Genomic DNA, 18,965 nt, shown 5'->3' with positions numbered 1-18,965 from the left:
CGAATAATCGGCCGTAATTTTTGAGATGATGATTTGTGGGATCGGGCAATCCGGGAAAAACCAACGCCTGGGCTTATGTTTTTTCGGGGGCCCAGCTCGCCATTTCCGTTCTGATCGGCGTTTTCGGGGGCCTTTGGCTTGACCGACGATGGGCAACAACGCCATGGCTGACGCTGGTCTGTTCCTTGCTGGGGATCGGCCTTGGGCTGTATCAATTTATAAAGGAAGTGTCCGGCATGGATGGAAAATCCTCCCCCGACAATCCCAAAGCAATGTGAAGCTCACAGTCTGGGCCACAATGATTAGCGCCGGCTTAGCCGCCTTGACGGCGATCGCCGCCCGAAACCTGCCCTTATCAGCTCCCGTCCAAAACAGCATGATCCTGGCGACGGCCATCGCTTGGAGCGTTTCCTGGTTGAGCTACATCGCTCTCTCCTGGGCCTTGACTCGATCCGACAAATCCTTCTACGGATTGTTCGGCGGCGGGGTTCTTTTGCGGCTGGCCGCTTTAGGCGCGCTCGCCTACGGCGTCCATCAAAACGCGCGTTTTTCGACGGCCGCCGCTCTCCTGACCTATGTCGCCTGCCTGCTCGTTTTTCTTTTGCTTGAATCTTGGTTTCTGATCAAACAACAGACGCAAGGAACTGATGGATTTTAAAACGATTCTCGAACACCACCTGCTCGATCACACGATCGCCCGATGGCCGGGGGTATTCGGCATTGAGTTTGCTTTGACGAAACATCTGCTGATGATGTGGATTGTGGGGACCGTCTTGCTGCTGGGGCTGGGCTTTGTCGCGCGCAGCGGCCGGCGGCTGCCTCTGCTGCGCTCCTTGGTTGAAGTTTTGGTTATCTTTGTCCGAGACGAAGTCCTCGGACCCGCGCTCGGGCACGCCGGGCGTAAATACCTGCCCTACTTTTTAAGCCTTTTCTTTTTTATTCTGCTGTGCAACTTATCCGGCCTTGTTCCCTGGGGGTCCACGGCCACCGGCAATATCTCGGTCACCGCGACTTTGGCCGGGTGCACGTTTTTCTTGATCCATATCGCGGGCATTCGCGAACAGGGCCTGGGGCATTATTTAAAAAGCATCGTTCCCAGCGGCCTGCCTTGGTGGCTCATCCCGATTATGATCCCCATCGAACTGATCGGCTTCTGCACCAAAGCATTCGCTCTGAGCATACGTCTCTTCGCCAATATGATCGCCGGGCACATCGTCATCCTCGCGTTCTTGTGCCTCATTTTTACTTTTGGCGCCGCAAATCCCTGGACCGGATTTTTGGCGGCGCCTTTCTCGGTTATGCTGGCGTTGTTCGTCTACGCTCTGGAAATTTTCGTCGCATTCTTACAAGCGTATATCTTCACGTTTTTGACGGCGCTCTTTGTCGGAGCAGCCGTTCACCCAGAACATTAAAGGAGGGTTACGTTAAATGTCTCACTTAGGATTAGGATACATCGGACTGGGCTTAGGCACGGGGTTGTGCCTGCTGGCAGCAGCCTTCGGCATCGCCCGCTTGGCCAGCGCCGCGCTCGAAGGAACCGCCCGTCAGCCTGAAGCCGGCGGAGCGCTCAGAACATCAATGATCATCCCGGCGGCTCTGATCGAAGGCTTGGGCTTTTTCGCCCTGGTCATCTGCCTTTTGGGCGTGTTGGCGTTGAACGCCGGCGTGCCGAAAAGCGATACATCGTCACAGACAAGCGCCGCGCAACAACACTAAAAACGGCCATGGAGCATCTGCTCAGTCCGGACACAGGGCTCATCATCTGGACCCTGATCACTTTCGGGGCTCTGCTCGTGCTATTAGGCAAATTCGCCTGGAAGCCCATCGTCGGCGCCTTGGAAGCACGCGAGGAAAAAATCCGTAAAGAGATCGAAGCGGCCGAAGAAATGAGGCGCGCGGCCGATCAACTGAAAGCTCAATACGAACAACAGATCACCGCTATCGAGACAAAAGCTTCGGCCATCCTGGCCGAAGCCAAAAAGAAAGGCGATGAAACTCAAAACGCCCTTGTCCGGCAGGCCCAGCAAGAAGCCAAGGATATCCTCGGCAAAGCCAAGGAACAAATGGAGCGGGATCGCGAACGTCTGTTGGTCGAGCTCAAAGGCCATGTCGGATCGCTGACTCTCATGGCGACGGAGCGGATGCTGCGCCGCAATGTGGATAAAGACATTCACGCCAAGCTGGTGGACGAACTGTTAAAAGAAATCGAGAAGGCGCCCAAAAATATCTGAACAATGGTCAAAAATACCCGCTTCGCGGCGCACAAATACGCCAAGGCGCTTTTAGCTTTGGCCCAAAAGGAAAACGCGGCCGGCAAAGTTCAAAACGACTTGACCGTCCTCGTTCAATCCATGCGCCGCGCGGATAATCATTGGGAGATGCTCAAAAATCCCATCGTGCGGCCCCAAGACAAGGCCCAAGCCGTCAGCGCCGCCTTCATCTCCCGGGTCGAACCCTCGACCCTTCAGCTTCTACTGGCCTTGACCATGCGCGGAGAGCTCGATTATCTGCCGCTGATTGCGGAACGTTTCGAGGCCTTGTCCGATGAAGCCGTCGGCCTGCTGCGTGTATCCGTGCGCACGGCGTTTCCTCTGACGCAAGAAGCCGCCAGCGCGCTTCAAGAGAAGCTTTCCACGCGCACCGGCAAAAAAATCGTCCTGGAAGCCAAAGAGGATCCGGGATTAATCGGCGGGCTGCTGATCAAAGTCGGAGACCGCCTTTTCGAAAACAGCCTTCGGCTTGAATTGCGCCAATTAAATGAGGCGCTCACCGGGTCATAAGAATTATTTAGGACCCGGCCGTTTTTTGATCCTTCGACAAGCTCAAGATGAGCGGTCGAGGGGATAAGGTAAGGAGGATAGACAATGGCGATACGCCCCGAAGAAGTAACCGAAGTTTTGAAACGGCAGCTTGAAATTTTTGAACCTAAGGCCCAAATGGGCGAGGTTGGGCACGTCACCCAAGTCGGCGACGGCATTGCCCGCATTTACGGATTAGCCAACGCCCTGGCCGGCGAATTGCTCGAGTTCCCCGACAATGTCATGGGGATGGTGCTGAATCTTGAACGCGATTCGGTCGGCGCCGTGCTGTTCGGCAACGATCGCCTCATCCGAGAAGGCGACGTTGTCCGAAGGACGAACCGCATCATGGAAGTCCCGGTCGGCGATGCCCTGATCGGCCGCGTGGTCAGCCCATTGGGCGAACCCTTGGACGGAAAGGGGTCCATTAAAACCCAAAAACGGCGGCCCATTGAAGTGGTCGCTCCCGGCGTGGTGGAACGCCAGCCCGTCAAAGAGCCGCTTCAAACCGGCATCAAAGCCATCGACGCCATGATCCCGATCGGTCGCGGACAGCGCGAGCTCATCATCGGCGACCGGCAAACCGGAAAAACAGCCATTGCGCTGGATACGATTATCAATCAAAAAAACGAGGCCAACCGGCCGATTTGCATTTACATCGCCATCGGCCAGAAACAATCCACCATCGCTTCGGTCGTGGAAACCCTCGCACGATTCGGCGCCATGGAATACACCATCGTGGTGGCGGCCGCGAGCGCGGACCCGGCCCCGCTATTGTATCTGGCGCCTTATGCGGGCTGCGCCATGGGCGAAGAATTCATGTGGCAAGGCAAACATGTTTTGACCATCTACGACGATTTAACCAAACATGCCCAGGCCTACCGGCAGCTTTCGCTTTTACTACGGCGCCCGCCCGGCCGCGAAGCTTACCCCGGCGACGTTTTTTACCTTCACTCGCGCCTGCTGGAACGCGCCTGCAAACTCAACGACAAAAACGGCGCGGGCTCGCTGACTTCTCTGCCCATCATCGAAACCCAGGCCGGCGACGTGGCGGCATACATTCCGACCAATGTCATCTCCATCACGGACGGGCAAATCTACCTGGAGACCAATCTTTTTTACTCCGGCGTGCGCCCGGCGGTCAACGCCGGCCTGTCGGTCTCGCGCGTCGGCGGCGCGGCCCAGACATCGGGCATGAAACAGGTCGCCGGACGATTGAGGCTGGACCTGGCCCAATACAACGAACTGGCGACATTCGCCCAATTCGGCAGTGATTTGGATAAAGCCAGCCAGGCGCAGTTGGCCCGCGGCGAACGCATGGTGGAAATCCTCAAGCAGGATCAATATCAGCCGCTGACGACCGAAAAACAAATCGCGGTGATTTTTGCCGGCGTCAACGGCTATCTGGACGATGTTCCCGTCAAAGCGATCAAACGCTTTGAAAAAGAGATGCTGGCTTATTTGCAAGCAAAACAAGCGTCTCTATTGGATGACATGAGGAAGAAAAAAGGCCTCGACGATGCGCTCAAAACTAAACTGGGCGAGGCCTTGAAGGAATTCAAACAGACATTTAAAGCCTGAATTTAAAACTTTATGCCCAGTCTTCGCGAAATCAGAATTAAAATCAAATCCGTCAAGCAGACGCAGCAGGTCACCAAGGCCATGAAAATGATCGCGGCCTCAAGGTTGAAGCGCGCTCAGGGACAGTTGCTCGCCTCGCGTCCTTACGCGCAAAAAGTCGAAGAATTGGTTTCGGATTTAAGCCGAAGGTTGCTCAAAGAAGGGCGGCTCATGCCTCAATTGCTTAAGCCCAGGCCCGATGCCAAAGAGCGTTTGTTGGTCGTTTTTACCGCAGATAAAGGATTATGCGGCTCCTACAATGTGGTCATGCTGAGAGAAACCCTCAAATACTACGAACGGATTCGCGGCGAGGGCGGCAGCGTTCATTGCTTCGTCGTTGGGAAAAAAGGACGCGACTTTTTGGTCAATCACGGTTTTCAGATCGCGCGCGAATTCGTCCAGTTTTTAAGGCGCCCGGCGTTCAGCCAAGCGGAAATTATAGGCAAGGAAATCGTCGATTATTACGTGTCGCATCCCGGGATCGCCGGCGTGGATATTTGCTATATGGATTTTCGCTCCGTGGTTCGTCAAATTCCGGCCGTTTACCGGCTGCTGCCGCCGGGTCTGGGTGGTCAACAAGAAAAAGCCGAAGCGCCGTTCGACTATATTTACGAGCCCGGGCGCGAAAAAATTTTAGAAGAACTCATCCCTCGCTATGTCAACACCGAACTCTACCGTTTGGTTTTCGAAGCTTATACCAGCGAACAAGCGAGCCGTTTAAACGTCATGGAAAACGCGACAAAAAATGCGGGTGATTTGATCAGCGACCTTTCGCTTCTGGCGAACCAGGTCCGTCAAGCCTCCATCACCCGGGAACTGCTCGAGGTTGTCTCCGGCGCGGAGGCTCTAAGTTAAATCAATGGGAATATCCCTGAGGTAAACTGCCATGGCTAACAAAAAAGAACAGAGAAAATACGAGCGCCACCCGGCCAGCTTTGTCCTGGAGATCGCTGATTTCGCCAAACCGTCCAAAAAAGTGTCGGCCTTGGTGACGGACGTTTCCGAAGGCGGGCTTTGTTTCGAAAGCGATCAAAAAATAGAGCTAGGCTCATCCTTGACCCTAAGGCTTGAAGTGCCCCTGATGGTCCAGGGCGGCGTTGTGCGCACCGAAACCCGGGGAAATAAATTTCGCTACGGCGTGCGTTTCCACAACGTCCGGTTTTCGACGGGCCGGCCCAAATTCGCCCGGCCCAGAACCATGATCCGCATGCCGAACTTAAACACGCTCCCCGGAGGCAAACCGTGAAAGAGTCGCGGCGCCAAAAACGCGTCCCCCTCCATATCCCGGTGCTCTTATGCACCGATCCGCAAGGATCGCGCGTCAAAGGAAACGCGGTGGTCGTCGATTTAAGCGCCAAAGGCCTGGGGTTTGAAACGGACGCCGAACTCAAACGCGGGGATCTTTTGTTTCTGAAGCTTTTTCTGCCGATCACATTCGCTTGCCATGTCAGGAATATCAACAGCAAAACCGGCGACAATTACCGTTGCGGCGCCAAAATAGAGCGCATCGGTCTCTTGGATCGTCTAAAATTACGCGATTTCATCAATATTCAAATAAGCTCGAACGGGGCCGACAGGGGCCGCCGTTCGTGACAAAGAAGGAAGAAGGAGGACGTTTCGCTATGCGTCTAGGTAAAATTGTTCAGGTCATCGGTCCCGTTGTGGACGTCGAATTTCCATCGGGTGATTTACCCCATATATTCAACGCGCTCAAAGTTAAAGCCGGAGACGCGTCGTTGACTGTTGAAGTCGCCCAGCATTTGGGTGATTCCACAGTGCGCAGCATTGCGTTGGGGCCGACGGAAGGCATCGGCCGCGGCGCGGTGGTCGAAGATACGAATGCCCCAATCACGGTTCCGGTCGGACGCGCCTGCCTGGGTCGCTTGATCAATGTGCTGGGCGAACCCCAAGACTACATGGGACCCATCAAAAGCGACGTCCAACTGCCTATTCACCGCACGCCTCCTCCATTGGTGGATCAAGAAACCAAGCCTCAGGTTTTTGAAACGGGCATTAAAGTCATTGACTTGCTCGAACCCTTCATGAAAGGCGGAAAGGTCGGCCTCTTCGGCGGCGCGGGCGTCGGCAAAACCGTCATTATTCAGGAATTGATCAACAACGTCGCCAAACAACATGGCGGCGTATCGGTATTCGGCGGGGTCGGGGAACGAAGCCGCGAAGGCAATGACCTGTGGCTGGAAATGCAGAGAACCAAGCTTTCCGACGGCTCTCCCGTCCTGTCTAAAACGGTCTTGGTCTACGGGCAAATGAACGAGCCCCCCGGATCCAGGGCGCGCGTCGCCTTGACCGCCTTAACGCAGGCTGAATATTTCCGCGACTATGAAGGCCAAGACGTTCTTCTTTTCGTAGACAATGTCTTTCGATTTGTCTTAGCCGGCTCCGAAGTCAGCGCGCTCTTGGGACGCATGCCCTCGGCCGTGGGTTATCAGCCGACGCTGACGACTGAAATCGGATCGCTTCAGGAGCGCATCACCTCCACCAAAAAAGGCTCGATCACCTCGATTCAGGCGGTTTACGTGCCGGCCGACGACTTGACCGATCCCGGCGTCGCCAATACCTTCACCCATTTGGATGCCACCACCGTGCTGTCTCGGCAAATCGCGGAATTAGGCATTTACCCGGCGGTGGATCCGCTGGCCTCGACGTCGCGCATCCTGGATCCCAATATCGTGGGTGAAGAGCACTATCGCGTCGCGCGCGAAGTGCAGCGCGTCCTGCAGCGTTATAAAGAACTCCAAGACATCATCGCGATTTTAGGCATGGACGAACTCTCCGAGGAAGATAAGCTGTTGGTGGGCCGGGCGCGGCGCATCCAAAAATTCCTGTCCCAGCCCTTTTTCGTGGCCCAAGAATTTACCGGCCGGCCGGGACGCTATGTCACCTTGCCTGAAACCATCCGGGGCTTCAGGGATTTGATCGAAGGCAAATGCGATCATCTGCCCGAGCAAGCCTTTTATATGGCGGGCACAATCGACGAAGTCCAAGAAAAAGCAAAATCGCTTCAAGAAGCCTGATGAAAATATTCGAACTGACCGTCGTCACGCCGGAGCGTATCACCTTTCAAGGAAAAATCAGTTCCTTGATTCTTCCCGCATGGGAAGGGTCGATGGGAATTTTACCGGGCCATACGCCGGCTCTGGTGCTGATTAAGGAAGGCGTGATCCGCACGCAAAACGAAGAAGGGATTGAAGAAACGATGTCGGTTTCCGGAGGCTTCGTGGAAATCGGTCAGCGCAAAGCCACCTTATTCGCGGAGACAGCCGAACTAGCCCAGGAAATCGATGAAGAACGCGCCCGATTGGCTTTGGCGCGGGCCAAGGAAGACGTTGCTAAGACTCGGGCGCCTAAAAAAGGCCCTCAAGAAATCGACGTGGAAAAAGCCCAGGCCGCTTTAAGGCGGGCCTTGACCCGGCTTAAGGCCGTTGAGAATGCGCGCCGCATCAGGGGACACCGAACGCCGCCGCCGGTCAACGAGAACTGATCCGGGCGCCTAAAAAACCTCTGGCGCAATCGCGCCGCGTATACTAGACTTCTGATAATGCGCGGCTTGATCGTTCTTCTTTTTTTATTCATCGCCAGGCCTCTGCCGGCTCAAATCAAATACATCCCCGTCGCCGAAGCGAAATTATTGGGGGGCCAAAGCTTTTTTGAGCAAAAAGACACTTCCGTCGACGGAAATTTTTCGTTCCGGTTCACCCCGTCGATCGCTTTCTCGGATAAAAGCACCTTGATCCCCACCCTGTCTTCCGATTACCGCACGATTTTCACCGTGGAAGAGCTCGCCGGCGGCGGATTTTTGATTCAAAAAATATGGGAGAACCTGGCCACGGTCAAATGGGTGCGCCAATTGGGTGAAGGCCCCTACAGCATCAAACCGAAAGCCTCGGGCAAACTTGCTTACTACAATGAAGCCAAGGGCGAAACCTTCGGCACCGGGCTTTTTGATTACGAAAAATTTTCCGGCGGCGTGGAGTTGGAGCGAAAAGGCCAACGCCTGTTATCCCAGCGGCTTGAGCTGGCTTATTACACGGTGCGCTTCCCCAATTATCAAGCCCTTTCCTCACAACAATTCGGCGCCGAAATTAAATCAGGAACCCGGGTGCTGGATTTCGACGCCATGGACGCCTCCTATTCGCTTGACGTGGCCGTCGCTGAAAAAACTATTGCGTACGGAGCTTTCTTGATTTCAGCGCGTCCCTATCCGGATCAATTCATCGTCAAAGATACCGGGTTATTCGAAACGACAAAAAGAAAAGATGCGTACTGGCTGGCGGCCGCCGGCTGTCATCAAGGTCTCGGCGAATACGATTGGGGCGGCGTCGCTTTAAAGCCCATCGCCAGCCTGGCCGCAAGCTACAGCATGCTTGATTCCAATCAAAATTCCTATGACGCAGTCAAAACATTTTTCATCAACAATTATTACGACTATGATGAACTGGCGCTGAGCCCGTCGATGACCTTTCTCTTTGATAAAAACCAACGCCTAAATTTGGGTTACACCGGCATTGTTCGCCGTTATGATACGCGCCTCGTCCAGGATAAAGACGGCAATTACCATGACGGCACAAGCGGACGCCCCAATGAAATCATCGCTGCCACGACGCATAACGTCAATCTTGGTTATACGTATATGTTCCCCGAAATGTCGTGGGGAAGACTCTCCGCCACGGCGCAAGGAACGCTGCGCCAAGCCTCCTCGAACATGCTTTATGAACTGACCTACCGGTACAATTACGACTCGGCCTACTACTTTGCGGGCGTATCATGGGAATTCGCCAAATGAAAATCTTAATCGCCGACGATGACCCGAGCATGAGGAAACTCCTCAACGACGCTTTATCGCTGGCCGGCTGCGAGGTGATCCAAGCGGAAACAGGCCGCCAAGCCATTGACTTGGCCAAGCAGGCGACGCCGGATTTGATCCTGCTCGATCACACGATGCCTGAGATGAAAGGCTACGATGCGATGAAAGAAATACGCAAAGAGCCGGCCTTGGCCCAGGTGCCGGTCGTCTTGATCACCGGCAATTTTGAGGTTCAAGGCATGGCTGAAGACGACAAGCTGGAACGCTGCGCATTCTTGCCGAAACCCTACAGCATCGATCAATTAATGACGACGATCGGCGTGGCCTTGGGACGCCCGTTTCCGTAACGCCTTGAACGTGAACTACCGTCTTCTTTTGGCTGCCGCTTTTTTTCTTGTTCCAAATTGCGCTCCACGGCCCGTTCCGACCGCCAAAGAAATGATCCTTCAGCGGCCGAAAGATAAGGCGCCGCTGTCCGTTGTCTGGTCCGTTTCCCCCGGCCGCGATCCGGAACAAACAATCGGACAGTTGCAACGATGGATGTCCGCCGACGAATCATTCCGGCTGACCGTCGCACTGCCCGCAAATATGATCCTCCGGCTCAATGAGTCTCAGTCCGCGCGCCTAATGGAACTTGAAGCCGGCGGTCAATTGGAATTGGCGGTCAGCCCAAAAGGCTCCCTACCCCTGCCGTTATTGGGAGAATTCCATCATTTTCTTAAAGAACGCTGCCGTATCGCCGAATATTCCGAACAAGCGCCGAAACGCCTGCTTCGCGACGTCGAAATCGCCCGGCTGTTGGTCGCAACCGAAGAAATTTGGCGCGTCGCATTTTCGAGCCGCGCCCTGCCCGGGCTGGCGGCTCCTCTGGGCGAGTGGCCCAATGCCGCCTGGACTAAAGCCGGGCATCGTTTTGCCTGGATTGTCAGAATTTCCAGCCTGCCGATCACCGGACTGGAACCTGGCCAGAATCTTCCCCAACGCTACAGCGCCCTGCCCTGGAATCCGTCGGCCGACGTCAACAAGCTCAAAGGCATCGTTTTGCTTGATGAAACCTACATGGCATCAATCGAGGAAGCTGATTCGATGCTGGATGATCTGGCCTCCATTGCCGAAGACGACGACGGCCAATGGCGGCTCTTCCCGCTGAGCGTTTGGAACGAAATGCCCGCGTTAGATATTGATTCGGCGCCGCCGCCTCTTTGCACGCCGGAAACCGCGCACAGCTTCTGGGGTTCCAGGGCTCAGGCCAATTTCTGGCCGCTTCTCGTTGATTTGCGAGATAACATCATCAAATACCAAAACTCAGGACGGGCGAATTTGACCATCCTGGACAAATGCTGGGAAGAATTCTACGGCATGCTCGATCATTCGACGTCGGCCACATTCAAGGAAGAGGGATTGTTAAGCTCCGAGGCTTCGGTTTCTGAAGAATCGTTCCTGGCAACGCTGAAAACCCTCTACGGCAAAATGGCGCCGGTGCTCAAACGCCGGCCGCGCCTGCCTCAATCCCTTTGGCTTGACACCTCAAACGGCGAAAATTCCCAAGACCGGCCGTCGCGCGCCGCCGGCGCCTTCAATCGCCTTGAATTTACCGATAGTTTTGACGATCCTAAACAAAACGCATCGGGCGTGAATATCGAACGCCTGATCATCGAATGGTCCGATCGGGAGCTTATTTTCCGAATTGCCCACGACTCCGCTGAAGAAAATTTCTTCCCTTGTGAAATTTATATCGACCTTAACAATCAAGCTTATGCGGGCAAAGGCGAAGACTGGGACGGGCGACGGCGCGCCGGGATTTCAGATTTTTGGGAATACATCATCCGAAGCGATGCCCAAGGCGTGGTCACGGCCTATCGGTACAACCCGCAAGGAAGCCTGCGCAACCTGGGCCGCTGGGATCAAGCCGTCCGCAAAAACGAGGACGGGCTGGAGATTCGCCTCCCCAGAAATCTGATCGCCGGGAAAAACCCCAGAAAATGGGGATGGGCCTTGTGCGCCCAATCGCTCCCCAACGACGCTTCGACCCCCGAACAAAACCTTCCGGCTGAAGACTGCCTGGACACGGGCGGGGCCGGCGCGGATACCCTTCCTTTCGTTCGCGAGTAGTCCCCGGCTTATACGGTTTTGTAGACTTAAATCTCATGCCTCCGATTCAACGATCGACAAAATTCCGCTTATTAGCGTCTGCTCTGCTGATGGCTTCGGGAATCATCGTTTACGCCGCGGCTGCTTCGCTGCCGGGGCTTCAAGAGGCGTTTCGTTCAGTCGCCGAGCGGGTGCGGCCCAGTTGCGTCAATATTTCCGCTTTTCACGAAGAGGAGGTTTATCATCCGGGCGAATTTTATTTCATGGACCCCGAAGAATTCATGAACGAATTTTTTCACGGCGTTCCTTCCCCAAAACGGCGTCCGCGCGTCGAGCGGCGCCAATATGCGGGCACGGGTTCAGGCGTCATCATCGATCGCGAAGGCCATATCCTAACCAACGCCCATGTCATCAGCGACGCCAAAGAAATCAAAGTGCGTTTAACCGTCAACGGGCAAAAAAAGACTTATCAAGCGCGCCTCATCGGCAAAGACGAACGCATTGATCTGGCGCTCATCAAAATCGAAGGGCGCGGCCCGTTCCCCGCGGCCAAGTTGGGCAATTCGGACAACGTCCAAGTCGGCGACTGGGCCATTGCCGTGGGCAACCCCTTCGGCGAACTTGAACAAACATTGACCGTGGGCGTGATCTCCGCCCTAAGGCAATCGCTGCCCATCGAAGGACGCACCTACCTGAATTTGATTCAAACCGACGCGGCGATCAACCGGGGAAATTCCGGAGGGCCGCTGGTCAATATCGAGGGCGAAGTCGTGGGCATCAACACCGCGATTTACTCGCCCAGCGGCGTTTTTGCGGGCATCGGCTTCGCTTTGCCGATCAACGCCGCCAAAGAAATCTTAGACGACCTGCGCGCCGGCAAAGAACGCGAGTGGGGCTGGCTGGGCGTATCCGTGGCCGATGTGGATGACGTCGTCGCCAAGCGTTTCGGGCTGACTCAAACGCAGGGCGCCTTAGTCAACGAGGTCTTCCCCGGATCGCCCGCGCTTAAAGCCGGGCTTCTTCGCGGCGACGTGATCGTGAACTTTAACGGAGAGAAAATAACAACCCCTCATGAATTGACCGAACGTGTCCGTAAAACCAAAGTCGCAGAGCAGGCTCGCATCGCGTTCATTCGCAGCGGCCAAGAACGCCAGGCTCATGTTCTGATCGGGCCTAGGCCGAAATGGGCTGATTTGGGGAAGCAGCATCAAGATCAGGCCCCTCAAAAAACTCCCCCTCAAGAACAGCCGGCGATGAAAAGCAAAGAAACAGGCCTGCTCTGGGAAGGCGTTGCCTTGTGGGATACCCAGAAAAACCCCAAAGGCGCGGCGCTGGCGCGGCGATTTAAAATACCGTCTGATTTAAGAGGATTGATCGTCGGCTCCATCGACAGCAAAAGCGCGATGGCCGGCTATCTTGAAGTCGGGGACCTGGTGCTCGGCGTCAATAAAGAAACCGCCAGAACCGCGGCCGAGTTTCGCCAGGCCGCCAAAACAGCCGACCTTCAAGAAGGGATTGTCCTCGATATTTTGCGCCAAGGCAACAAACAATTCGTCAGCGTCCAGACCGCCCCTTAAAGCAACAGCAGAATAATAACCGAAGCAATAACCGCGGCCGCGGCTAAACCCAAGCCCACGGTGGCCAATTTTTCCGCCTGAGGAGAAAATTTGCGCCCTGTTTCTTCCTCATCTTCGCCGACGGCGCGTTCGGCGAGCAATGAGCCCGAACCCTTGGCTCCAATTCCTTGCCCCTCGTAAATGAGCAGAAGATCTTCGTCCGTACGGTTGCCGCTTTCATCAACGGCCGCCAGATGAAGATAGTTCCGCCCTGGGTTCAGCGGCCACCGCGTTTGAAACCGTCCATCCTCGCCGACCGTTACGGGCCGGCTTTCGATCGTTACCAACGCTTTAGGCTCGGTCAAACCCGCAATCAAAACGGGATTTTCGTCAACCGTGCGCTCCGAGGCCGGCGGCTGTTCGACGACCAGATCCGGAGGCTTGGTGTCGACTGTCATCCTGCGCCAGGGACTATAAGGACCTTCAAAACCCAAACGATCGCGAAAAGCCACGCGGAAATAATAGACCCCGTCCTTGAGGCCGATCCGGCCGAACGAAAGATCGCGCGTCAGGGCTTGGGAATCTTCCCACACGATCGTCGATTCATTGGGATCGCGCGCGATTTGGATATGAAAGTTATTCATGACCGATGCCTCTGAACCCTCGGAAGCCGGACCCTTGCTCGCGCCTCCTCGAAAAGTCAATTGGCCGTCACGAATGACAAAACCATCCGCGGCCGCCTGAGCTCGAATTAAATCGGCATCAACCCCCTGGGCGCGGCCCGGCTCCGGGGCCGCTCCGGTCTTAGGCAACGGCGGCAGAGGCAACGGTTTTTCAGGCGCGCCGCCGACCGGCACCACGGTGCCGAAACCTTCCCGGACCGTGAGCGACTGACCCTTGGCTTCGACATCCGTAATCCCTCGAAAAACTTCAACAATCGTCGCCAGATCATCGCGGATGCGCGCATGAAAATCAGTTTCCTTAGTCCTAGGGATGACGCGCGCCGTCTGCGTCAACAAGCGAACGCCCCGGGACCTCAAGGCCCCGCTGACCAATGAAACGCCCCGGCCCAAATCCTCGGTCAGGCGGTCGGGCCGGATAATCGCGAAGGAATTCGACTCAAGCGTTAAGTCTTCGCCAACGGCAAAACGCACCTTGGCCTGGGAAACCGAACCGGTTCGTAATCCGTCTTCCTGATAGAGTTCAATATCCGGCCGGGCCCGGGTCCATTCCGCGGCTTGGCGGCGGCGATACTCCACGGTATTGACGGCTTCAAAAAGCTTAGCGGCCCGCAGTTCGTCTTTGATCAATAAAACCGGAATTTTCAAAGTCTGCCCGGGCAAGGCGACGGTGGGGTCCGAGTTTGGCAACGTATTATGCTTGAGGATTTCGGGCCAGCGCTTCGGGTCTTTCAAATACCGCTGCGCCAGCGACCAAAGAGTGTCCCCCGGAAGAATCGTGACGTTTTGAAAATAGCGGGACTCCTGCGCGTTCAACGCCGCAGCGAAACAGATGACGATCAGCGATCGCAGCGGTTTAAGCATCCGCCGGCGGCCCTTTTTTAGGCAAAGTAAAAGTGAATGTGCTGCCCTTGCCGATTTCGCTCGTCACCCAAATACGTCCGCCATGGGCTTCGACGATTTGTTTTGAAATCATCAATCCCAGCCCGGTTCCGCCTCTGGATCGACCCTGAATTTGCCCGTATTTGCGGAACAGCTTGCCCAAATCTTCATCCGGAATGCCCTCCCCGGTGTCTGAAACCGAAAAACGAAATTCTTCCTCCGCATCTTCAAGCCGGATCGTGACGCGCCCGCCGGGGGACGTATATTTGAGGGCATTGCCCAGCAAATTGATCAGGACCCTCTCCGTCAAGCTGGGATCGCAAACGGCTTTCCATCGGTCCGAGCTGGATTCCGGCGGCGAAAGCTCGATGGTCAAATTGATCCGATTGCTGGCGGCCCGGCCGCGGAACATCTCCAAAACACCGGTCACCAAAGCATAGCAATCGGCCGCTGCCGCATTGACCTTGAGCGCTCCGTGTTGGGAACGAAACGTATCCAAAACATTATTCACCAGCGTTAACAAACGCAAAGCCGCGTGGCCGATTTGTTGAACCGCTTTGGCTTGGCGTTCATTCAACGATCCGACATCCGGATGATTCAGCATTTCGATAAAACCGGTGATGCTGCTAAGCGGATTTTTCAAATCATGAGTGATGGTTTGAACGAAATCGTCCTTCATGGCTTCGATTTGACGCTCCAGCGTCACGTCGCGCAAAATCAGAAGGTTGCCGACCGGCACCGAACCCGCATCTTTCTTGGCCTCCACCTTCTGATAACGCACCTCGAGAAAATACCTGGTATTGGGAGTGGGTGAAAGATCCAAATCCTTTTTGGCGACCGCGCCCCTAGCCAATTCGTCCAGCGCACCCAAAACCAAGGCCCTTCGGCCGGGCTCAAGCGCCTCGCCCAGGGGCTGCCCCAAAATTTCCTCCTCCGATACATGCGGGCACAATGCCCGGCGGGCCGGTTCATTGATCAATAAAATGCTCCGGTCCTCATCCAACAAAACGATCCCTTCCTGCATGGAAGCCACGGTCGCCTCGGTTTTCGTTTTTTCGGCCAACAATCGGTCTAATTGTAATTGGGAATATTCCTTTAGCTTTGCGGCCATTATTTTGAATGTCCGCTGAAGCTGACCCAGCTCGTCCTGGCGGGCGTCATCCTCGAGCCGGACGTCGAATTGCCCCTGAGCGATGCTTTGAGCGGCCTGGGTCAGCCCCAAAATCGGCCAGGACACCCAATAGGCTGCGAAATAAGCGACTAGGCAGGCTGCGCTGATAACGGAAATTAAAATCAACAAACTTTTTCTCTTCAATCTCTCCTGAGAAGCATAAGCCTCCTCCGTGGATTGTTCGACCAGCACCCAATAGAAATGCCCGCCCGTCAAAGCCGGCGCCCAAGAACCGACATATTCTTGAGCGCCGCTTTTTGGAAAAAAATGATACGAACCCGTGGATGCCGGGGACCCGACCGCGGTCGCGACCAGAGGATAATCCCGAAAATCATATCCGGCGGCGTAAGCGGGATGAGGCGTCATCAATCGCCCGCCGGCGTCAACCAAATAAGCGTAACCCGTGCCTCCGAAACGCTCCTTCTCGATCAACTCCACAAGGTCTTTAGCCTGTTCCCTTAAAAAAAGAAACAGCCCGGGACGAAGCGGGGCATAGAATAAAAATTCCAGCCCATGGTTTCCATCGGGTTCGACGGTTGAAACGGCCAGGCGAAAAACAGCCCGGCTGTTTTGACGGGCCTCCATCCATAAATCATCGCCGTGATGCCCCCGGTGAGCATGGCCGGCGACGTCGCCGGCCACGGCTGAAAGAATATCCTGTCCGGTTGAAGCATCGACCACGCCCGCCTCAAGCAAGGAGGGGTGGATCTCCAAATACGCCTCCAGCATCCCCCTTTTTTGGTCGATGGTTAAATCTTTGCGCGTCAGCATGGCGACCAAAAAATCCACTTTGCTTTTGGCATCCAAAAATCTCTCCTCAACGCGGCCGGCCATGTTCTCGGCAAGCTTGGTTTGAAGCTCAAGCGTGGCCGATGTGATCTCCTCTTTATTGATGGCCAACAGCTGCCACCCGATGAAAACCAACGGCGGCACGGCCAAGCCCACCAACAGCAAAAGCAGCTTGGCCCAAATACCCAGCCGGAATGGAAACAACGATTTTTGTTCGGGCAAACAATACCCCTCAACAAGGGTAGAGCAAGATCAGGCGCGAATCAAGAAGAATTTGGCGGATGCGCCGCCCGTCTTAGGATCGACGATTAGGTTATAGGTAGACTCCGCCGTTAACGTTGATAACGGCGCCCGTGATGTAAGCGGCCTCGCGACTCGCCAAAAACAGGCAGGCTTCGGCGACTTCCTCCGGAGCGCCGAAACGTTTGGCCGGAATTGTTTCGACGATTTTAGCCTTGACATCGGGAGGGATGGCCGCGGTCATGGCGGTTTCGATATATCCCGGAGCGACGGCGTTGACCGTAACGCCTCTGGCCGCCGTTTCCCGGGCCAATGCTTTTGTGAAACCGATGATGCCGGCCTTGGCCGCGGCATAATTCGTTTGCCCGAAGGCGCCCATTTGACCGACCACGCTTGAGATATTGATGATGCGCCCCCATCCCCGCTGAGTCATTTGAGGCAAAACGGCCTGGGTCAGGGAATACAGGCTGTTGAGGTTCGTCTCCACGACGTCCTGCCACTGATCGCGCGTCATTTTAAGAAAGGACTTGTCGCGCGTGATGCCCGCGTTATTGATCAAAATATCGATTCCGGAAAACGCCCCTAAAACTTCTTCAGCCACGCGACGCGCTTGGATTTCCTTGGCCAAATCCCCGCAAACAACCATGGCGCGGGAGCCGGCGGCGGACAATTCCAAAGCCAATGATTGCGCTTCGTCGACGCCTTGGCGGCAATGAACCGCCACATTGGCGCCGTGCGCGCCGAGGCTTCGCGCGATGGCGCGGCCGATCCCTCGCGAAGATCCTGTCACCAGGGCGTTTAAACCGAAAAGCTTGTTGGAACGTCGCTCGACAATCGCAGTCAATTGAGTTTCAGGCATGGGGGTCCTCCAATCGTGAATTTCTCAATGTCAGTATAAAAAATTAGCCCCGCCTCCCGTGCACCGTTGCCGGCCTCAAGGGCCGGAAGGGATGCCGACAGGCGGGGCGGACCCTGGACCATCATCCTCCCCCTTGACGGGGAGGAAAAAAGTCCTTCAGCTATAGTCAGTTCGAAGCTTGTTTGACTAAATCGTTCAACTGCCGCCGGACCGGCGCCGAGCATTGCTCAACGACGTCCAACGTCCGTTTGACGTTCTCGGTCGCGGCTTTAACGACGCCTTCCAAGGCCTGGTTGGTCGCCTCTAAGTATTGGCGCCCTGTTTTCACGGTCTCGGCCGATAGGGTTGCGCTCTGGGTCAACAACTCCCGGGTCAGCTTCGCGGACAATTCTTGAGTCTCAAGGACGTTTTTGAGGCCTTTTAAATAAAAATCACCCCAAAACTTGAGCAACTCTTCCTGTCCGACTGCTTGACCGTTCGTTTTTACTGTTGGCATAGCCGCCTCCTTTTCAATATCAGTTAATGAGACCCTCTTCAAGAGCGAAACGAACAAGCTCGGCCAACCGGGCTTTTCTTAATTTGTTTCTCAAATTCAATCGATGCACTTCGACGGTTCTCCTGGAGATGCCCAGCGACCTGGCAATTTCTTTGTTCATCGCGCCCATCGCAATCATTCTTAGTATTTGAGTTTCTCGTTTTGTCAGCCGTTCCTTGCCGTCTGTTCCCCAGGCGGCTCCATCGGCCCCTTGGGGACGTCTCTTGTTTATCTTAGCGGCCGGTGCAGGGCGTTTCAATTTGGCAAAACTGCTTAAGCAGGACTACTTAGAGATTTTTTTTCTCGTCCGAGGCGAGCCGGAACGGGATTTCAGCCATTCGATGACGCGCGGCCAAAGTTTGGCGATGGCGGAAGAGCTGACGGAAAGGCCGACATGACCGACCGGAAATTCAATCGTGGCGACGTCGGCGGAGCCGATTTTTGAATTCAACGCCAATGAGCTGGCGGGCGGCACCAGATGATCCTTGGTGGCCACCAAATTTAAAACCGGGGCCTTGATATTTTTGAGCAAAACCTTGCGCCCGCCGACCGTCAAACGATTGGCGCAGAGAAGATTCTGCTGATAGCAGCCTTTGATGAAATCGCGAATTTCACGTCGTTGTCGTTCACGTCACCGACCGATTCACCGAGAACTCTGAGGACCGGTTTTTCTTTCGCTAAAGATTTGACGATTTCCGAAAGCGCTTCGAGCGAACCGCCGTCGGACGCTTTCAAAATCAAGCGGAGCCCGAGGAATTCTTCTCCGGGTTTTTCGCGTGGAGATGTTTTGGAAGATTCGCCTTGGACAGTTTCTTTCAACGCTTCAATCACGGAAAACGCTTCGCCGGCCTGCGGCAGTGTTTCAAATCCGATGACGAGCGCCGGAGCAGACGGCGCGATTTCTTTAATCGGCTCGCCG

At 55.2% G+C, this 18,965-nt stretch carries 23 protein-coding genes; 16 read left to right on the top strand and 7 right to left on the bottom strand.

What is annotated here, in order from left to right:
* The first annotated feature begins 35 nt into the window (after positions 1–35).
* The 16 genes from HYT79_11930 to HYT79_11855 all read left to right on the top strand — a co-directional run bounded on the left by HYT79_11930 (position 36) and on the right by HYT79_11855 (position 12,911).
* Entirely contained in the window at positions 36–278 is a 243-nt protein-coding gene (locus HYT79_11930; GenBank protein ID MBI2071294.1) for an AtpZ/AtpI family protein, read from the top strand.
* The gene (locus HYT79_11925) at positions 275–658 is read left to right on the top strand and encodes a hypothetical protein (GenBank protein MBI2071293.1); all 384 of its coding nucleotides are present in this window, start codon (positions 275–277) and stop codon (positions 656–658) included. Before HYT79_11930 ends, HYT79_11925 begins: the two co-directional genes overlap by 4 nt.
* On the top strand, positions 648–1,412 hold the full coding sequence (gene atpB, locus HYT79_11920; GenBank protein MBI2071292.1) for a F0F1 ATP synthase subunit A: 765 nt from the start codon (positions 648–650) through the stop codon (positions 1,410–1,412). Before HYT79_11925 ends, atpB begins: the two co-directional genes overlap by 11 nt.
* Before the next feature lie 16 nt (positions 1,413–1,428).
* On the top strand, positions 1,429–1,716 hold the full coding sequence (gene atpE, locus HYT79_11915; GenBank protein MBI2071291.1) for an ATP synthase F0 subunit C: 288 nt from the start codon (positions 1,429–1,431) through the stop codon (positions 1,714–1,716).
* Between the two features lie 8 nt (positions 1,717–1,724).
* Positions 1,725–2,231, top strand: a complete 507-nt coding sequence (gene atpF, locus HYT79_11910; GenBank protein ID MBI2071290.1) for a F0F1 ATP synthase subunit B — start codon at positions 1,725–1,727, stop codon at positions 2,229–2,231.
* A gap of 3 nt (positions 2,232–2,234) precedes the next feature.
* Positions 2,235–2,780, top strand: a complete 546-nt coding sequence (gene atpH, locus HYT79_11905; protein MBI2071289.1) for an ATP synthase F1 subunit delta — start codon at positions 2,235–2,237, stop codon at positions 2,778–2,780.
* Between the two features lie 84 nt (positions 2,781–2,864).
* On the top strand, positions 2,865–4,379 hold the full coding sequence (locus tag HYT79_11900) for a F0F1 ATP synthase subunit alpha (protein MBI2071288.1): 1,515 nt from the start codon (positions 2,865–2,867) through the stop codon (positions 4,377–4,379).
* A 12-nt stretch (positions 4,380–4,391) separates the two neighbouring features.
* Positions 4,392–5,273: an ATP synthase F1 subunit gamma gene (gene atpG / locus HYT79_11895; protein MBI2071287.1), complete on the top strand. Its 882-nt coding sequence runs from the start codon at positions 4,392–4,394 to the stop codon at positions 5,271–5,273.
* Between the two features lie 31 nt (positions 5,274–5,304).
* Positions 5,305–5,664 carry a PilZ domain-containing protein gene (locus tag HYT79_11890; protein MBI2071286.1) on the top strand — a complete coding sequence of 120 codons (360 nt, stop codon included), beginning with the start codon at positions 5,305–5,307 and terminating at the stop codon, positions 5,662–5,664.
* Positions 5,661–6,011, top strand: a complete 351-nt coding sequence (locus tag HYT79_11885) for a PilZ domain-containing protein (protein MBI2071285.1) — start codon at positions 5,661–5,663, stop codon at positions 6,009–6,011. The genes HYT79_11890 and HYT79_11885 overlap by 4 nt, the downstream gene beginning before the upstream one ends.
* 29 nt (positions 6,012–6,040) lie before the next feature.
* Complete coding sequence (gene atpD, locus HYT79_11880; protein ID MBI2071284.1) at positions 6,041–7,453, top strand: F0F1 ATP synthase subunit beta; 1,413 nt, start codon at positions 6,041–6,043, stop codon at positions 7,451–7,453.
* The gene (gene atpC, locus HYT79_11875) at positions 7,453–7,920 is read left to right on the top strand and encodes an ATP synthase F1 subunit epsilon (protein MBI2071283.1); all 468 of its coding nucleotides are present in this window, start codon (positions 7,453–7,455) and stop codon (positions 7,918–7,920) included. The genes atpD and atpC overlap by 1 nt, the downstream gene beginning before the upstream one ends.
* Positions 7,921–7,977: 57 nt before the next feature.
* Positions 7,978–9,222 carry a hypothetical protein gene (locus HYT79_11870; GenBank protein ID MBI2071282.1) on the top strand — a complete coding sequence of 415 codons (1,245 nt, stop codon included), beginning with the start codon at positions 7,978–7,980 and terminating at the stop codon, positions 9,220–9,222.
* On the top strand, positions 9,219–9,590 hold the full coding sequence (locus HYT79_11865) for a response regulator (protein MBI2071281.1): 372 nt from the start codon (positions 9,219–9,221) through the stop codon (positions 9,588–9,590). The genes HYT79_11870 and HYT79_11865 overlap by 4 nt, the downstream gene beginning before the upstream one ends.
* 4 nt (positions 9,591–9,594) lie before the next feature.
* Entirely contained in the window at positions 9,595–11,355 is a 1,761-nt protein-coding gene (locus HYT79_11860; GenBank protein ID MBI2071280.1) for a hypothetical protein, read from the top strand.
* 35 nt (positions 11,356–11,390) lie between these two features.
* Positions 11,391–12,911 carry a trypsin-like peptidase domain-containing protein gene (locus HYT79_11855; protein ID MBI2071279.1) on the top strand — a complete coding sequence of 507 codons (1,521 nt, stop codon included), beginning with the start codon at positions 11,391–11,393 and terminating at the stop codon, positions 12,909–12,911.
* On the opposite strand, the gene HYT79_11850 is transcribed toward HYT79_11855, so the two are convergent.
* From HYT79_11850 to HYT79_11820, 7 genes are all read right to left on the bottom strand, one after another.
* On the bottom strand, positions 12,908–14,434 hold the full coding sequence (locus tag HYT79_11850) for a LysM peptidoglycan-binding domain-containing protein (GenBank protein ID MBI2071278.1): 1,527 nt from the start codon (positions 14,432–14,434) through the stop codon (positions 12,908–12,910). The genes HYT79_11855 and HYT79_11850 overlap by 4 nt on opposite strands.
* Complete coding sequence (locus tag HYT79_11845) at positions 14,427–16,634, bottom strand: HAMP domain-containing protein (protein MBI2071277.1); 2,208 nt, start codon at positions 16,632–16,634, stop codon at positions 14,427–14,429. Before HYT79_11845 ends, HYT79_11850 begins: the two co-directional genes overlap by 8 nt.
* Positions 16,635–16,725: 91 nt before the next feature.
* Positions 16,726–17,511, bottom strand: a complete 786-nt coding sequence (fabG, locus tag HYT79_11840; GenBank protein MBI2071276.1) for a 3-oxoacyl-[acyl-carrier-protein] reductase — start codon at positions 17,509–17,511, stop codon at positions 16,726–16,728.
* Positions 17,512–17,677: 166 nt separating this feature from the next.
* On the bottom strand, positions 17,678–18,007 hold the full coding sequence (locus HYT79_11835; GenBank protein MBI2071275.1) for a hypothetical protein: 330 nt from the start codon (positions 18,005–18,007) through the stop codon (positions 17,678–17,680).
* A 19-nt stretch (positions 18,008–18,026) separates the two neighbouring features.
* On the bottom strand, positions 18,027–18,305 hold the full coding sequence (locus HYT79_11830) for a response regulator transcription factor (protein ID MBI2071274.1): 279 nt from the start codon (positions 18,303–18,305) through the stop codon (positions 18,027–18,029).
* 24 nt (positions 18,306–18,329) lie between these two features.
* Positions 18,330–18,602, bottom strand: coding sequence for a hypothetical protein (locus HYT79_11825; protein ID MBI2071273.1), 273 nt, complete (start codon positions 18,600–18,602; stop codon positions 18,330–18,332).
* Positions 18,599–18,965: hypothetical protein (locus HYT79_11820; protein MBI2071272.1), on the bottom strand; the 367-nt coding region annotated here is incomplete at its 5' end. The genes HYT79_11825 and HYT79_11820, both read right to left, overlap by 4 nt.

The organism is Elusimicrobiota bacterium (assembly GCA_016180815.1).
Lineage (GTDB): Bacteria > Elusimicrobiota > Elusimicrobia > JACQPE01 > JACQPE01 > JACPAN01.
The sequence above is the reverse complement of the archived record's forward strand: the minus strand, read 5'-3'. Positions and strand labels throughout refer to the sequence as shown.

Excerpts from the sequence above, each read along its gene's own strand:
- HYT79_11835 (MBI2071275.1), bottom strand. The coding sequence starts at position 18,007 with ATGCCAACAGTAAAAACGAACGGTCAAGCAGTCGGACAGGAAGAGTTG.
- fabG (MBI2071276.1), bottom strand. The coding sequence starts at position 17,511 with ATGCCTGAAACTCAATTGACTGCGATTGTCGAGCGACGTTCCAACAAG.
- HYT79_11870 (MBI2071282.1), top strand. The coding sequence starts at position 7,978 with ATGCGCGGCTTGATCGTTCTTCTTTTTTTATTCATCGCCAGGCCTCTG.
- HYT79_11900 (MBI2071288.1), top strand. The coding sequence starts at position 2,865 with ATGGCGATACGCCCCGAAGAAGTAACCGAAGTTTTGAAACGGCAGCTT.
- atpD (MBI2071284.1), top strand. The coding sequence starts at position 6,041 with ATGCGTCTAGGTAAAATTGTTCAGGTCATCGGTCCCGTTGTGGACGTC.
- HYT79_11865 (MBI2071281.1), top strand. The coding sequence starts at position 9,219 with ATGAAAATCTTAATCGCCGACGATGACCCGAGCATGAGGAAACTCCTC.
- HYT79_11855 (MBI2071279.1), top strand. The coding sequence starts at position 11,391 with ATGCCTCCGATTCAACGATCGACAAAATTCCGCTTATTAGCGTCTGCT.
- HYT79_11890 (MBI2071286.1), top strand. The coding sequence starts at position 5,305 with ATGGCTAACAAAAAAGAACAGAGAAAATACGAGCGCCACCCGGCCAGC.
- atpB (MBI2071292.1), top strand. The coding sequence starts at position 648 with ATGGATTTTAAAACGATTCTCGAACACCACCTGCTCGATCACACGATC.
- HYT79_11850 (MBI2071278.1), bottom strand. The coding sequence starts at position 14,434 with ATGCTTAAACCGCTGCGATCGCTGATCGTCATCTGTTTCGCTGCGGCG.
- atpF (MBI2071290.1), top strand. The coding sequence starts at position 1,725 with ATGGAGCATCTGCTCAGTCCGGACACAGGGCTCATCATCTGGACCCTG.
- atpE (MBI2071291.1), top strand. The coding sequence starts at position 1,429 with ATGTCTCACTTAGGATTAGGATACATCGGACTGGGCTTAGGCACGGGG.
- atpC (MBI2071283.1), top strand. The coding sequence starts at position 7,453 with ATGAAAATATTCGAACTGACCGTCGTCACGCCGGAGCGTATCACCTTT.
- atpH (MBI2071289.1), top strand. The coding sequence starts at position 2,235 with ATGGTCAAAAATACCCGCTTCGCGGCGCACAAATACGCCAAGGCGCTT.
- atpG (MBI2071287.1), top strand. The coding sequence starts at position 4,392 with ATGCCCAGTCTTCGCGAAATCAGAATTAAAATCAAATCCGTCAAGCAG.